This is a genomic window from Sporomusa sp. KB1, assembly GCF_007830295.1.
Lineage (GTDB): Bacteria > Bacillota > Negativicutes > Sporomusales > Sporomusaceae > Sporomusa.
The window spans coordinates 3,720,215-3,733,846 of the sequence record NZ_VLKC01000002.1; the positions used below are offsets into that span (position 1 = coordinate 3,720,215).

17 protein-coding genes are annotated in these 13,632 nt (G+C 45.1%); all 17 read left to right on the forward strand.

All coding sequences use genetic code 11. From position 1 onward, the window contains the following. Positions 1-20 precede the first annotated feature (20 nt). The gene (locus SALPA_RS20935) at positions 21-773 is read left to right on the forward strand and encodes a M23 family metallopeptidase (RefSeq protein ID WP_145098486.1); all 753 of its coding nucleotides are present in this window, start codon (positions 21-23) and stop codon (positions 771-773) included. A gap of 12 nt (positions 774-785) precedes the next feature. Then, positions 786-1,658 (forward strand): M50 family metallopeptidase, encoded by an 873-nt coding sequence (locus tag SALPA_RS20940; protein WP_145098489.1) that lies wholly within the window; start codon positions 786-788, stop codon positions 1,656-1,658. Between the two features lie 112 nt (positions 1,659-1,770). Continuing rightward, positions 1,771-3,633, forward strand: coding sequence for a TIGR03960 family B12-binding radical SAM protein (locus SALPA_RS20945; protein WP_370516717.1), 1,863 nt, complete (start codon positions 1,771-1,773; stop codon positions 3,631-3,633). Next, the gene (locus tag SALPA_RS20950) at positions 3,633-4,340 is read left to right on the forward strand and encodes a TIGR03936 family radical SAM-associated protein (protein ID WP_145098491.1); all 708 of its coding nucleotides are present in this window, start codon (positions 3,633-3,635) and stop codon (positions 4,338-4,340) included. The genes SALPA_RS20945 and SALPA_RS20950 overlap by 1 nt, the downstream gene beginning before the upstream one ends. 33 nt (positions 4,341-4,373) lie before the next feature. Next, entirely contained in the window at positions 4,374-5,810 is a 1,437-nt protein-coding gene (locus tag SALPA_RS20955; protein WP_145098494.1) for an Rne/Rng family ribonuclease, read from the forward strand. A gap of 178 nt (positions 5,811-5,988) precedes the next feature. Beyond that, positions 5,989-6,300 carry a 50S ribosomal protein L21 gene (gene rplU / locus SALPA_RS20960; RefSeq protein WP_021167247.1) on the forward strand — a complete coding sequence of 104 codons (312 nt, stop codon included), beginning with the start codon at positions 5,989-5,991 and terminating at the stop codon, positions 6,298-6,300. Between the two features lie 9 nt (positions 6,301-6,309). After that, a complete protein-coding gene (locus SALPA_RS20965; RefSeq protein ID WP_145098497.1) occupies positions 6,310-6,630 on the forward strand; it encodes a ribosomal-processing cysteine protease Prp in 321 nt (106 codons plus the stop codon). 7 nt (positions 6,631-6,637) lie between these two features. Continuing rightward, entirely contained in the window at positions 6,638-6,946 is a 309-nt protein-coding gene (gene rpmA / locus SALPA_RS20970; RefSeq protein WP_145098500.1) for a 50S ribosomal protein L27, read from the forward strand. A 298-nt stretch (positions 6,947-7,244) separates the two neighbouring features. Then, a complete protein-coding gene (locus tag SALPA_RS20975) occupies positions 7,245-7,460 on the forward strand; it encodes a Spo0B domain-containing protein (protein WP_145098503.1) in 216 nt (71 codons plus the stop codon). Positions 7,461-7,557: 97 nt separating this feature from the next. Further along, on the forward strand, positions 7,558-8,829 hold the full coding sequence (obgE, locus tag SALPA_RS20980; RefSeq protein WP_145098506.1) for a GTPase ObgE: 1,272 nt from the start codon (positions 7,558-7,560) through the stop codon (positions 8,827-8,829). Between the two features lie 8 nt (positions 8,830-8,837). Continuing rightward, positions 8,838-9,149, forward strand: coding sequence for a ribosome assembly RNA-binding protein YhbY (gene yhbY, locus SALPA_RS20985; protein ID WP_145098509.1), 312 nt, complete (start codon positions 8,838-8,840; stop codon positions 9,147-9,149). A 19-nt stretch (positions 9,150-9,168) separates the two neighbouring features. Next, positions 9,169-10,296, forward strand: coding sequence for a glutamate 5-kinase (gene proB / locus SALPA_RS20990; protein ID WP_145098512.1), 1,128 nt, complete (start codon positions 9,169-9,171; stop codon positions 10,294-10,296). A gap of 15 nt (positions 10,297-10,311) precedes the next feature. Continuing rightward, the gene (locus SALPA_RS20995) at positions 10,312-11,568 is read left to right on the forward strand and encodes a glutamate-5-semialdehyde dehydrogenase (protein WP_145098515.1); all 1,257 of its coding nucleotides are present in this window, start codon (positions 10,312-10,314) and stop codon (positions 11,566-11,568) included. A 1-nt stretch (position 11,569) separates the two neighbouring features. Then, positions 11,570-11,734, forward strand: coding sequence for a hypothetical protein (locus SALPA_RS30540; protein ID WP_222428077.1), 165 nt, complete (start codon positions 11,570-11,572; stop codon positions 11,732-11,734). 181 nt (positions 11,735-11,915) lie between these two features. After that, positions 11,916-12,530 (forward strand): nicotinate-nucleotide adenylyltransferase, encoded by a 615-nt coding sequence (gene nadD / locus SALPA_RS21000; RefSeq protein WP_021167255.1) that lies wholly within the window; start codon positions 11,916-11,918, stop codon positions 12,528-12,530. A gap of 119 nt (positions 12,531-12,649) precedes the next feature. Beyond that, the gene (locus SALPA_RS21005) at positions 12,650-12,901 is read left to right on the forward strand and encodes an RNA-binding protein (RefSeq protein WP_021167256.1); all 252 of its coding nucleotides are present in this window, start codon (positions 12,650-12,652) and stop codon (positions 12,899-12,901) included. Positions 12,902-13,039: 138 nt separating this feature from the next. Continuing rightward, entirely contained in the window at positions 13,040-13,609 is a 570-nt protein-coding gene (yqeK, locus tag SALPA_RS21010; RefSeq protein WP_145098518.1) for a bis(5'-nucleosyl)-tetraphosphatase (symmetrical) YqeK, read from the forward strand. The last annotated feature ends 23 nt before the right edge of the window (positions 13,610-13,632 follow it).

Sequence of the window (13,632 nt, forward strand, 5' to 3'; positions counted from 1 at the left end):
GGTATTATGGAGGGCTTACGATGACGAAGTTATGGAATCGTTTGAAAAATGGCGGGCAGTTTAGTAACCGTACTAATGAGAGTAATTGGCAATCATACTATGAAGAGGAAACCGACTATACCTGGCTCAAAAGGACGGTGGCGGCTTTGGTGCTTTTTGCGTTGGTGTATAGTGCTCATGTGTCAAATACCAGAATTGGGCAGGAAGTCTCTGGAGGCGTTCGCCAAATACTGGCTACGCAGACTGATTTTGCTTACTATACCGAAAGAGTGGTCGAGTATGTTACGGTTCATTGGCCTAATGCGGTCAAGTTGCCAGGTATTCCTGTTTTAAAGCAGGTTCAGACGACAATTTCGCGCTCTGCTGATCCTTTACGCTACATGACTAAGCCAGTTCAAGGGCAGATAATAACACAATATGGCTGGCAGACCAATCCGGCGCCAAAACCGGCGATTTGGCATGAAGGAATTGTTATTGCAGCTCCTATAGGAGCAAGTGTACAGGCGGCGGCTGACGGACGAATAAAAGTTGTTACCGATAGTGCTCAGTTAGGTAAAATGCTGATTATTGACCACGGACAAAATGTGGAAACAATATATGGACATGTAAGCGATATCCTGGTTAAAGAAGGCGATTTAGTGAGTCAGGGTCAGGTGATGGCCCATATTGGCAAAGCTGGCTCAACTGCTGGGGCTGAGTTCTATTTTGAACTACGGGAGAATGGCAAAGCCGTGGATCCGTTAGCTAGAATTAAAGGTGAATCTACCCAGTAAGGGATGTGAATTATGAGAGCCGGAAAGATAGCAGGCGTTGAGCTGGTAATGAATAATTGGTTTATTGGGCTCATTGTCCTATTTGCGGCCGCTGGTCTTGTGAGCAAAGTACTAGTAGTATTTAGTGCTGTTTTATGCCATGAACTGGCACACCTGCTTATGGCTATAGGCTTAGGCTATAAGGTTAAACAGGTAGAGCTATTGCCTTTTGGGGCTGTGGCGCGGGTAGATGGTCTTGCTGATGCAGGGGCGACAAGTGAACTAATGATAGCCGCCGCCGGGCCACTGGCAAGTTTGGGTCTGGCGGCTTTCTGCTATATCGGAATAAATGAGGCAGGCAACTGGCAGGATGTATGTCAGTTTTTTGGTGAAGTAAATCTCATGCTGGCACTTTTTAATTTACTGCCGGCATTGCCACTGGACGGCGGGAGAATTTTACGGGCTATTTTAAGTTACCGGCGTGATTATCGTGATGCCACAGCTATTGTTGTTACTATTAGTCATGGTATTATTTGTATGCTGGTAATCTGTACAGGGGTAGGTTACTGGCTCTATAATACGATAAATTTAACGCTGTTGGTCGCAGCAGTTTTTTTGCTCCTTACTGTCCGAACTGAAAAAAATTTAGCCGGGTTTCGAGCTATGCGTATCTTAGCCAATAAAAAGGCAGGGCTGATTTCCAGCCAGATTATGCCTACCAGTCACCTTACCGCGATGGAGAGTGCAGTGATTGGTGACATTATTCACTTGTTTGGCCCGGAGAAATACTATATTATACATATTGTTGATCAAAATTTCAAATTATGTGGGGCTTTGACTGAGACCCAGGTGTGGGAGGGGTTAGTTAAAAAGGGGATAAAGTCTAGAATTAATGAATTTATTTAACCATTTTTGGGGCAATAGGATTCAAATCAGTACTACCTGGAAAAAATAAGTCTTGATATTTCCACCCAAAAAATACATAATAATTTTTATAGCTATATATATGGAGGTACATATGCAGCCTATAGATCCTGTCGGCCCTGCTATTTTAAGCAAAGTGATAAAGCCAGCACGCTACACTGGCTATGAGTGGAACAGTGTAAGCAAAGACCCTAAAGCAGATTTAGTCAGTTTTGTTTTGGCTATGCCTGATGTTTATGAGGTTGGCATGTCCAACCTGGGGCTTAAAATATTGTATCAGATATTAAATAACCGTCAAGATACCTTTGCTGAGCGTGTTTATGCTCCCTGGGTAGACATGGAAGCGGAGATGAGAGCCGCAAATATTAAATTATATACCCTGGAAACCAAACGGCCTGTTGCTGAATGTGATATTATTGGTTTTACGTTACAGTATGAGTTGAGCTACAGTAATGTGCTTACTATGCTTGACCTAGCCGGTATTCCAGTAGAGGCAGCCAAGCGGGATGAGAATCAGCCTCTGGTCGTATGCGGTGGGCCTTGTGCCTTTAATGCAGAACCAATGGCGGATTTTGTTGACTTCTTTATCCTCGGCGAAGGTGAGGAGGCAATTGGCGAGGTTGCTGCTGCAATTGCGGCGTGGAAACAGGCAGGCAAACCAGGTGGCAAAAACGGCCTGTTACAGCAGCTTGCAGTACTTGACGGCATATATGTCCCAAGTTTTTATGACGCAGAATATAATGCTGCCGGACAGGTCAGTGCTTTACGGCCACTGGTGCCGGCAGCTAAACCTGTTATTGTCAAACGGTTAGTAAAAGATCTGGATCAAGTGACATTTGCTACTAAGCCCATTGTGCCATTTATTGAAATTGTGCATGATCGTATTATGCTGGAACTATTTCGTGGCTGTACACGGGGGTGCCGGTTCTGTCAGGCCGGGCTGCTTTATCGTCCTGTACGGGAACGAAAAATGGAGACTCTGATTAACCATGTCCAGGAACTTGTGGAAAATACCGGTTATAACGAAGTGTCTTTGGTATCATTAAGTTCAGCGGACTATTCTTGTCTCAGCCCTTTAATCACAGAGTTAATTACCTGCTTTAAACAGCAGGGGGTAAGTGTGTCATTGCCTTCACTCAGAGTTGACAGCTTTTCCATTGATTTGGCAAAACAAGTGCAGCAAGTGAGAAAGAGTGGCTTGACTTTTGCACCTGAGGCCGGCACGCAGCGCCTACGGGATGTAATTAATAAAGGCGTTACTGAGGAAAATCTTACTGAGGCAGTAAGTGCTGCTTTTTCAGCTGGCTGGTCAACCATTAAACTTTACTTTATGATCGGGTTGCCAACCGAGACTGATGAAGATATCGCAGGAATTGCCAGACTGGCTCAGCGAGTGGCAGATTTATATAAACAGATAAAAGGCCGCAGAGGTGCCAGGGTGACTGTCAGCGTGTCTTCCTTTGTTCCCAAGCCGCATACTGCTTTTCAGTGGTTTGGACAAAACTCGGTAGCGGAAATTGAACGCAAACAAAAGTTGTTACGATCGCTGATTAAAGATCGCAGCATTTCACTTAGCTGGCACGATGCGCGGACAAGCTATCTTGAAGGTGTATTTGCCCGTGGTGACAGGCGTCTTGGGAAGGTGTTACTTCAGGCGTGGCAGCAGGGGGCGAAATTTGATGGCTGGTCTGAACATTTTAAGTATACTATTTGGATGGAGGCTTTTGCCGCTGTAGGCATTGACCCCGATTTTTATGCCAGGCGTGACCGGGAGATTGGTGAATTTTTGCCATGGGAGCATTTATCCTCAGGGGTGGACAAGTCTTTTTTGGCGAAAGAATGGCTCGCTGCCCAGCAAGAGTCCCTTACTGCTGACTGTCGCCATAAACACTGTGGTGCCTGTGGCGTTTGCCAGGCTCTTGATGCTAACGTTGTTGATTGGGGGCAGGAGGAATAATGGCAAAATTACGGCTTAAGATAACCAAAGGAAATCCAATTCGTTTTGTTTCTCATCTGGATTTTGCCGGCACAATTGAGCGGGCGGTGCGTCGTGCCAAACTGCCGGCAGCCTATTCTGAAGGTTTTAATCCTCATATGAAGTTAGCCTTTGCTTCGGCTTTGGCAGTAGGGGTAACCAGTGAGGCTGAATATCTTGATCTTGAACTGACAGAAGCAATAGATATTGCTTTGCTGGAAGCCAGGCTTAAACCACAGTTACCTGCTGGGATTGAACTTAAAGCGGCAAAATATGTAGAGCAGCATAGCAAAGCCCTGATGGCGGTTGTTAACCTGGCCGCCTATGAAATTATCGGTTCACTAACTCCGGGTAAGGTTTGGGATGCCGTGGAGACCAGCATAGATAATTTTAATCGTGAAGTTGAAGTGATTTATGTCAAACAATCCCCTAAAGGTCGTCGGGAAATCGATATCAAAGAGTATCTGACCGAGCCGGTAGTTGTTAAGCCACTTCCTGCTAAGCAGCCAAACCTGATACTAAACCTTGCGATAAAAATTACGCCCGGTGGCAGTGTTAAGCCTGTTGAGGTGCTTACTGTGCTAACAGATAACTATGGTTTGCCTGTTGATAAAGACGCGGCGTTAATTAATCGTATTGGGCTGTTCATAACTAACGGCAAAGTATGGAGATCACCGATTGAATTGTAGAGAACGACAGATTAATAACAGAAGGAACGATCTATGAATAAAAGGATAATTGCCAACGTTATGCCGGAAGAGACTCGAGTTGCGCTCTTGGAAGACGATGAACTCATGGAAATCTCGGTGGAACGCAGCGAGAGCGGGCATTTAGTTGGAAACATTTATAAAGGCCGGGTTAAAAATGTTCTTCCCGGTATGCAAGCTGCTTTTGTTGATATTGGGCAAGACAAAAACGCTTTTTTATATATGGGAGATGCCGGCCGGCAGGCTGCCAGTCAGCATTTGACGATTGGCCAGGATGTATTGGTGCAGATTGCCAAAGATCCTATGGGTGACAAGGGACCAAGAGCCACCATTAGCCTGACACTGCCGGGAAGGTATATTGTACTCATGCCAACCGTCGATTATATCGGTATTTCGCGCCGTATTGAAGCTGAACCAGAGCGAGAACGTTTGCGTCAGATTGCAGAGAAAATCCGGCCAGAAGGTATGGGGGTTATTGTTAGGACAGTAGCCCAGGATAAAAGTCAGGATGACCTCATGAAAGATATGGCCTATCTAGCCAGCATGTGGTCAACTTTGAGTGCCAGGGCCAAACGGAGCAATGCGCCTGCGCTCATTTATAAGGATGCTGATCTTGTAGTACGGATTGTGCGTGACTATCTTACCAGTGATGTGAATGAATTTGTTATTGATAACCAGGAAGCCTATAACAGGGTTGTTGATTTATTGCAATATATATCACCAGAGTTAATTGACTCGGTAACACTCTATGAGCCAACCGCTAAGGACAGCGATATATTCAGCTGGTTCAATCTTGAGGATAGCCTGGAAAGTCTGCGCGAACGGCGGGTTGAACTAAAATGTGGCGGCTATATTGTCATTGATTATACAGAAGCCATGACAGTTATTGATGTTAATACCGGTAAGTTTGTTGGTAATACCAATCTGTCAGAGACTGTATTTCAGACTAATTTGGAGGCCATTGCCGAAATCGCCAGACAGCTTAGGTTAAGGGATATTGGCGGTATCATTATCATTGATTTTATTGATATGGATAAAGCGCAGCAACGCTCAGCGGTACTTTCCGGACTAGAACTAGAGCTGAAAAAGGATCGTACTAAATCAAATGTATTAGGTATTACTAGCCTGGGGTTAGTAGAAATGACACGGAAAAAGGCCAGGCAGAACCTTACAAGTATGCTCTACAGCCCCTGCCCGCACTGTAGGGGAAAGGGTCGTATTAAATCACCGGAAACCGTGGTAATAGACATTAAACGGGAGTTGAGAAAACTAAATAAACGCTCTCGCTCAGGAGGACGGCTGCTATTACAAGTTCATCCCCAGGTAGCTGATTATCTAAGCAGGCAGGAAGAACTCAAACGTCTAGAACGGGAAACCGCCAGAACAATTGTAGTAGAATCAGCTGCCAATAGTAGTCCGGAGAGATTTTCCCTGCTGTGGAAACCTGATTGACAAACTATGATCAGTATGGTAAAATTTCATGAAGTAGGCGTTTGCCTATTCTAACCGCGCGGAGAGGTTCTTTTAAACACTTGGAGCACTTGAAAATACAGTCATAGATTGCATTTTTATAAACCGTTTCAGTGTACCGAATCTGGCGAGTCCTTATATGGGGGAGGTGCAAGTTATAATGTACGCTATTATTGAAACAGGTGGTAAACAGTATCGCGTTACTGAAGGTGATGTGCTCACAATTGAGAAAATTGAAGTAACGGAAGGTCAAACTGTTGACTTTGACCGCGTTTTGACTGTTGTAAAAGACGGTGAAGTAGTTATTGGCAAACCGCTGGTAGCTAATGCAAAAGTTACTGCTGAAGTAGTAGCCCATGGTAAAGGTAAAAAGATTTTGGTTTTCAAATACAAAGCCAAAGCCAATTACCGTCGTCGCCAGGGTCATCGTCAGCCGTTCACTAAAGTCCGTATTGAAAAGATTCATGCCTAAGGACAGAAAATGATTACGGTTACATTGGTTCGTGATAAAAACAAGGCAATTACTGGTTTTGCCATTAGCGGTCATGCCAAGACGGCACCACATGGACAGGACATTGTCTGTGCCGGTATATCTGCGCTTGCTCAGTCAGCCATTATGGGAATTGAACGTCATTTGGGGCGGGATATTGACTTTGGGCAAAATGGTGACGGTATAACGATGAGACTTATAGGTCAACCTGACAGTCTTACAGGTGCAATTCTTGAAACAATGCTGCTGGGGCTAAACGAAATAGCCAAACTATATCCTAAGAGTGTTCGTATTACTGAGCACAGGAGGTGAAAGCAAGATGGGAATTTTCAAATTAAATTCTTTTGACTTACAGTTATTTGCTCATAAAAAAGGTGTGGGCAGCTCCCGCAACGGCCGCGATAGTGAGGCCCAACGCCTAGGCGTTAAGCGGCATGCCGGTGAAGTTGTTACTGCAGGCAGCATTTTAGTGCGCCAGCGTGGTACCCATTTCCATCCCGGTAATAACGTCGGCATCGGCTCAGATGATACCTTATTTGCCAAAGTCCCTGGCAAGGTCGCTTTCGAGCGTAAAGGACGTTATGACAGGCAAATTAGTGTATATCCTGCAGCTGAAGAAGCTATCTAAGGAAACGGCTTGTGCCAAGCCTTGGCGAACGCGACAGCCGATCTTGATCCTGTTTTTAAAGAAAGGTATCTTTCTGTTGGGGATAAGGGGCTTGTGCAAAGTCCTTTAGGACGCCGGCAGAAGCCTTAGTCGTTCAATTCAGGGAAAGTTAACCTTTCCATCTGGATAAGAAACCTGCGGCCCATAAAGCCGCAGGTTTTTTAAATTAATTTCACTAAAAATGTCGAAATCAGACAGGTATTTAGGCTAATGGGAGCGAAAGATATACCATTCTGCAACATGTTGGAAGGATGATAGTATGAGAAGCACGCCATGTTCTGAAGTTGCATCATGTACAGACGTAATGAATGTACTTCGCATTCAGCGTCATGATTTTTTAAATCATTTGCAGGTTATTCATGCTATGATTCAATTGGGGCGTAACGAAAAGGCGCTGCAATATATTGAGAATTTGGCACATGATCCTGAGATGATATCAAATGTGCTCGCAACATACAAAAACGAGTGTATATAACTATCTATGACCTTGTAGCTTAGTGTTTTTTAGCTAATGTTAGGGTAAAAATGAGCGGGAAAGCGCATATTACATATAAAAATGCAAGGGGATTTTAATGTTTATTGACAGAGCTAAAATTACTGTTAAGGCCGGTAACGGCGGTAATGGTATGTCCAGTTTCCGGCGGGAAAAATTTGTTCCTAACGGTGGACCAAGTGGCGGCGATGGCGGCCGTGGTGCCAATGTAGTACTGGTTGGGGATTCTAATCTGAATACGTTGCTTGATTTTCGTTACAAGCGGATATTTAAAGCTGATAATGGTGCTAACGGCCAATCCAGCAACATGCATGGCCGGGGAGCGGAAGATCTCTTGATTAAAGTTCCGCCAGGTACTATTATTAAAGAGGAAGCCACTGGGCAAGTACTTGGTGATATTACAGAAATAGGTCAAACCATAGTAGTTGCCAAAGGCGGTCGGGGTGGACGCGGCAATGCCCGTTTTGTTAATAGTGTCCATCGGGCACCAACTTTTGCCGAGCTTGGTGAACCAGGAGCAGAACGTTCGCTTATGCTGGAGCTTAAGCTGCTTGCTGATGTGGGCCTTGTAGGCTATCCAAGTGTAGGAAAATCGAGCATATTAGCAATGGTATCAGCGGCTAAGCCGGATATTGCCGCTTATCATTTCACGACATTATCACCAGTGCTGGGGGTTGTTAGCATTGGTGAGGGCCAGAATTTTGTCTTGGCAGACATCCCGGGGCTTATTGAAGGTGCACATGAGGGCGTAGGGCTTGGGCATGATTTTCTGCGCCATGTTGAGCGTACCAAAGTACTTATTCATGTACTTGATGTGTCAGGGCTGGAAGGCCGTGATACTATTGATGACTTTCACAAGATCAATAATGAGCTCAAGTTATATAACGAAAAGCTGTTCAAGCGGCCGCAAATTGTTGCCGCTAACAAAATGGACTTGCCGGAAGCGCAGGAAAATTATGAGCGAGTAGCTAACTATATGGCTGAACTCGGTCATGAGATTTATCCTATTTCGGCCGCTACCGGTGATGGCTTGACTGCTTTGATGCAGCGGGCAGCACAGCTTTTGGCTGACTATGTGGAAGAACCCGAAGAAATTGAAGAGGCTAAGATATACGAAGCTAAACCTGAAGATGCTTTTTCTGTCAGAAGAGATGAGGATGGTGCATTTGTCGTCGAAGGCGCCGGGATTGAAAAACTAGTGGCAATGACTCGTTTTGATGACGAGGAAGGTGTGCTTCGTTTCCAGGCCATTTGGCGGCGAATTGGAATTGATGAAGAACTCCGGGCACGTGGCATTAAAGAAGGCGATACTGTCCGCATTCGCGATATGGAATTTGAGTTTAGACCATAGGAGGTACTATGTTAGAAGAAAACGAAACGCCATTAACAGGCAAACAAAAACGCTTTTTGCGAGCCCTTGGCAGTACGCTGGATCCTGTGGTGCAAATCGGCAAAGGCGGCATAATAGGCACTGTTATTGAGAGTGCAGGTCAAGCACTGGCTGCCCGTGAAATTATCAAAGTCCGGGTATTGCAAAACAGTCCGGAGGAACCGAAAACGCTCATTGCTGCTCTGGCTAACGCCACTGGTGCAGAATTAGTGCAGGTGATTGGCCGCAATGGTTTGTTATATAAGAAAAATGAAGAAAAATCCAAGCTGGAATTACCATAATTATGGGGGAGCTTTGCGTATGCTTACCAGAGAAAATCTAAACAATGCTAAGCGCATTGTCATTAAGGTTGGCACCAGCACATTAACTCACTCGACAGGGAAACTTAATCTTTTACGCATCGAGAAACTGGCTCGTGAATTATCTGATCTTGCCAACCAGGGCAAACAAATAATCTTAGTGAGTTCAGGTGCAGTTGGTGCGGGGATGGACCGCCTTGGGCTGAAGGAAAAACCCAAGACCATTCCTGAGAAGCAGGCTGCTGCTGCTGTCGGTCAAGGGATTTTGCTGCATATTTATGAAAAAATGTTTGGAGAATACGGACAAATTGTTGCGCAGGTGCTACTGACCCGTGCCGATTCAGTCAATCGCAAGCGTTATACCAACTCTCGCAACACACTAATGGCGCTCTTAGATCAGGGCGTCATTCCCATTATTAATGAGAACGATGCGGTTTCTATTGACGAACTTAAAATTGGCGATAATGATACACTTTCGGCGATGGTTGCCAGTATCGTTGATGCTGATTTACTCATCATTCTTTCAGACATCGAAGGTGTTTATACCGCCAATCCCCAGACAGATCCAAGTGCGACCTTGTTGAGTCAAATTACCGATATTACACCAGCTGTTGAAGAATTGGCTGGTGGACCAGGGTCAGCGAGAGGTACAGGCGGCATGTATACTAAGATTCAGGCTGCAAAAATTGCGGTTAACTCGGGTGTAACTATGGTGATTGCTTCTGGTGGGCGCGAAGGGGCAATTCGTGAAATTGTACAGGGAAAAAAAGTAGGAACTATCTTTATTTCCAAAGAAAGTCGTCTGCAAATCCGCAAACGGTGGCTTGCATTTGGCGCGAGTGTGAGCGGCAAAGTCTGTGTGGATAAAGGCTGTGAACAGGCACTTCTAAAGGATGGGTCTAGCCTCTTAGCAGCAGGGATAACGGCTGTTGACGGCGATTTTGAGTTAGGCAACACCATAAGTATCGTAAGTAGCTCTGGCCGCGAATTAGCACGCGGTATTAGCAATTATAACGCCGATGATTTAAAAAAAATCAAGGGTGCTCATACCCACGAAATTAATTATATACTGGGTTTTAAGCCTTATGACGAGGTTGTACATCGCGATAACCTAGTATTATTAGTATAAGAGGGGGGCTAACGCATGGACTACATAAGTGAATTAACAGAAAAGGGCAAGGACGCAAAACAAGCAGCACGCAAACTGGCGACAATGTCAACAGCGCTGAAGAATGAGGCTCTACTAGCCATGGCCGCTGCTTTAGAAAAAGAACAAGGCGTTATTGTTGCTGCTAATGCCAAAGACATTAACAGAGCGCAAGTAAATGGTATGCCCGAGCCGCTTATTGACCGGCTGCTATTAAATGAAACCAGAATACTAGCCATGGCCGAAGGCCTGCGGCAGATTGCAGCTCTGCCAGATCCGGTTGGTGAGGCGATCGGCGGCTGGTTGCGGCCTAACGGACTTGCTATTACTAAAATTCGTGTGCCACTGGGCGTTATTGGCATTATCTATGAAGCTCGTCCTAACGTTACAGTGGATGCTGCTGGCTTGTGTTTAAAGGCAGGTAATGCCGTTATTTTACGTGGCGGTTCGGAGGCTATTGACTCTAATAAGGCCATTGCTGAAATTATTGCCGGGGCAGCTTATGCTGCTGGTGTGCCTGCTGGAGCTATTGCTCTTGTTGAGACTATCGACAGGCAAGTAGTCTCGGCTATGTTGAAGCTCAATCAGTATTTGGACGTTATCATTCCCCGGGGAGGGGCGGGACTGATTAAAACGGTTGTAGAAAACAGTACGGTGCCGGTCATTGCAACAGGAACCGGCGTTTGCCATACCTTTGTCGATGCGACTGCTGATCTGGCGATGGCCCAGGAAATTGCTTTTAATGCTAAGGTTTCGCGGCCAGGGGTATGTAATGCTATGGAAACGTTACTGGTTCACGAGGCCGTGGCAGCACAGTTTTTACCGGCAATGCTTGAGCGTTACCACCAAGCTGGCGTTGAAATTAGAGGTTGTGAACAAACCATGAAATATCACTCGGCTGTTAAACCGGCTATAGCTGAAGATTGGGCGGCAGAGTTTCTTGATCTCATTCTGGCAGTACGTGTGGTAAGCAGTTTAGAGGCGGCTATTGAACATATTACTGCCTATAGTACCCGTCATTCAGAGGCCATTGTTACCTGCGACTATGAACATGCCAGGCGTTTCCAACAGGAAGTGGATGCTGCTGCTGTCTATGTTAATGCATCAACCCGCTTTACGGATGGCTTTGAGTTTGGGTTTGGTGCTGAGATTGGCATCAGTACGCAAAAGCTTCATGCCCGTGGTCCGATGGGTTTGCCTGAACTTACCAGTATCAAATACGTTATTAATGGTAATGGGCAAATACGAAAGTAAAATGAGTAAGCAAAAACAGATGAAGGGTTACTATTATGCTGTTTGCAATTATTTGCGTACACCAAAAGGGCGGCATGATGCTGTTGATTACCTATGGGCAGCAGTTATAATTATGGGAGTTGCCGCAATACTAATCGGGGCAGTGAACTTGTTTCAGCATAGCTGAAACAGCGGCGGGTTCAGGTGAGGAGTCTGCCCCACCTGAACAAACGCCGCCTGCAGCGGCGGGAGTCTTAAGCCGCCGCAAAGATAAAGTGGTGGCGCAACATGTAACTCTTTTCACATTGACGATTATTTGATATAATGAAAATGATTAGAATTTTTTGGATATTTGAAAGGCAGATAGTATGTTACATGCAAAAGCTAAGATAGGCATTATGGGCGGAACATTTGATCCTATTCATGTCGGGCATTTGGTAACAGCTGAAGCTGTCCGTATTGAGTATAATCTTGAAAAAGTTTTATTTATTCCTGCCAGCAATCCACCCCATAAGCAGGACTCGCTGGTTACGCCAGCCATTCATCGTTATATCATGACCATTATGGCTACCTATTCTAACCGTCATTTTTTTGTATCCGGTATTGAGCTTGAACGTTCTGGCTTATCCTATACAATTGATACGGTTAAGGATTTAATCGAATGTTATGGAGCCAGTACGGAGTTTTATTTTATTACTGGTGCTGATGCTGTGAAGGATTTGCCCAGTTGGCAGGAGATTGATCAACTTCTGGATTTGTGTTATTTTGTAGCAGCAGCCCGCCCAGGCTGTATCAGCTATATTGACCAGGTAATAAAACAGTTTGGTGCCAAAGGCCGTCGGAGTATTCAGCGCTTGGCGACGCCGGAGTTAGAAATATCCTCAACAGATATTCGTGAACGGGTAAGGAAGGGGCGCTCCATAAAGTACATTGTACCAGAAAGTGTGGAAGACTATATTTACAAAGAAGGATTGTATCGTTAAGCCCGGTAATGTGGCAGATAAAGGCAGTACCAGTCAAGCATAAATCCTGGTTTTTTGCAGATAATGTTAACGTAAACTTATTCTGGTTTAAGTAGCTTGAGTAACGGAGGTGATTTCCTTTGGCAAAAACGCTGTATGTTGGTAATTTAGCCTGGAGTGCTACAGACACTACTCTTGCCGACGCTTTTCGTCCCCATGGTGCTGTAATTTCAAGCAGAATTATTACAGACAAAGAAACAGGACGGTCCCGTGGATTTGGGTTTGTAGAAGTAGAAGATGCTGACGCGGATAAAATGATTGAGGCCATGAATGGTGCGCAAGTTGATGGCCGGCAGATTGTTGTTAATGAAGCTAAACCGCGGCAAGGTTAATTTTTTAAGATATATTAGTTTGTCAATCGACTATGTATGAAATTTACCTCCTGTCATAGGAGGTTTTTTATTTCTGTAAAAGAGGATATTTGCAGGAAACTGCCGAATTTTAGTACTGGAAGACAGGAGATGTAAATTATGGATTATAATCAAGTGCTAGACAAGCTGTCACAGGTTTTGTCAGCTAAACGGCTCCAGCATTCTTTAGGTGTTAGCCAGAGCGCGGCAGAGCTTGCCGTTCAATTCGGCGAAGATGCAGAGAAGGCTAAGTTGACTGGCTTGCTTCATGATTGTGCCCGGGGGTTATCCAGCAATAACCTATTGCAAATGGCCGAAGCCTTTGCTATAGTGGTGAATGATGTCGAACATTGCCAACCCGTACTTTTGCATGCGCCACTGGGTGCTCATCTGGCCAGAAAAGAATATGGCGTTGATGATCCGCAAATTTTGCAGGCTATCGCGCTTCATACCACTGGCGGGCGTGATATGGCAACACTTGATAAGATTGTTTATCTGGCTGACTGTATTGAGCCAGGCCGGGAGTTTCCCGGTATAGACAGGCTGCGCAGCTTAGCTTTTACTGATTTGGATGCGGCGATGCTTGCCGCTTTTGATCAATCCCTGCACTATGTTATTGAGCTGGGTTTGCTTATCCATCCGGCTACTATTGAAGGACGTAATTATTTATTACAACAGCAAAACAAATAATTTTAGTGTGGGGTATTATCTTT

What these genes read in the sequence shown, in the direction of transcription:
- yqeK (WP_145098518.1), top strand. Translation starts at nt 13,040, where the DNA reads ATGGATTATAATCAAGTGCTAGACAAGCTGTCACAGGTTTTGTCAGCT.
- obgE (WP_145098506.1), top strand. Translation starts at nt 7,558, where the DNA reads ATGTTTATTGACAGAGCTAAAATTACTGTTAAGGCCGGTAACGGCGGT.
- SALPA_RS20995 (WP_145098515.1), top strand. Translation starts at nt 10,312, where the DNA reads ATGGACTACATAAGTGAATTAACAGAAAAGGGCAAGGACGCAAAACAA.
- SALPA_RS20965 (WP_145098497.1), top strand. Translation starts at nt 6,310, where the DNA reads ATGATTACGGTTACATTGGTTCGTGATAAAAACAAGGCAATTACTGGT.
- rplU (WP_021167247.1), top strand. Translation starts at nt 5,989, where the DNA reads ATGTACGCTATTATTGAAACAGGTGGTAAACAGTATCGCGTTACTGAA.
- rpmA (WP_145098500.1), top strand. Translation starts at nt 6,638, where the DNA reads ATGGGAATTTTCAAATTAAATTCTTTTGACTTACAGTTATTTGCTCAT.
- SALPA_RS30540 (WP_222428077.1), top strand. Translation starts at nt 11,570, where the DNA reads ATGAGTAAGCAAAAACAGATGAAGGGTTACTATTATGCTGTTTGCAAT.
- SALPA_RS20940 (WP_145098489.1), top strand. Translation starts at nt 786, where the DNA reads ATGAGAGCCGGAAAGATAGCAGGCGTTGAGCTGGTAATGAATAATTGG.
- SALPA_RS20950 (WP_145098491.1), top strand. Translation starts at nt 3,633, where the DNA reads ATGGCAAAATTACGGCTTAAGATAACCAAAGGAAATCCAATTCGTTTT.
- SALPA_RS20955 (WP_145098494.1), top strand. Translation starts at nt 4,374, where the DNA reads ATGAATAAAAGGATAATTGCCAACGTTATGCCGGAAGAGACTCGAGTT.
- SALPA_RS20975 (WP_145098503.1), top strand. Translation starts at nt 7,245, where the DNA reads ATGAGAAGCACGCCATGTTCTGAAGTTGCATCATGTACAGACGTAATG.
- SALPA_RS20935 (WP_145098486.1), top strand. Translation starts at nt 21, where the DNA reads ATGACGAAGTTATGGAATCGTTTGAAAAATGGCGGGCAGTTTAGTAAC.
- proB (WP_145098512.1), top strand. Translation starts at nt 9,169, where the DNA reads ATGCTTACCAGAGAAAATCTAAACAATGCTAAGCGCATTGTCATTAAG.
- SALPA_RS20945 (WP_370516717.1), top strand. Translation starts at nt 1,771, where the DNA reads ATGCAGCCTATAGATCCTGTCGGCCCTGCTATTTTAAGCAAAGTGATA.
- yhbY (WP_145098509.1), top strand. Translation starts at nt 8,838, where the DNA reads ATGTTAGAAGAAAACGAAACGCCATTAACAGGCAAACAAAAACGCTTT.
- nadD (WP_021167255.1), top strand. Translation starts at nt 11,916, where the DNA reads ATGTTACATGCAAAAGCTAAGATAGGCATTATGGGCGGAACATTTGAT.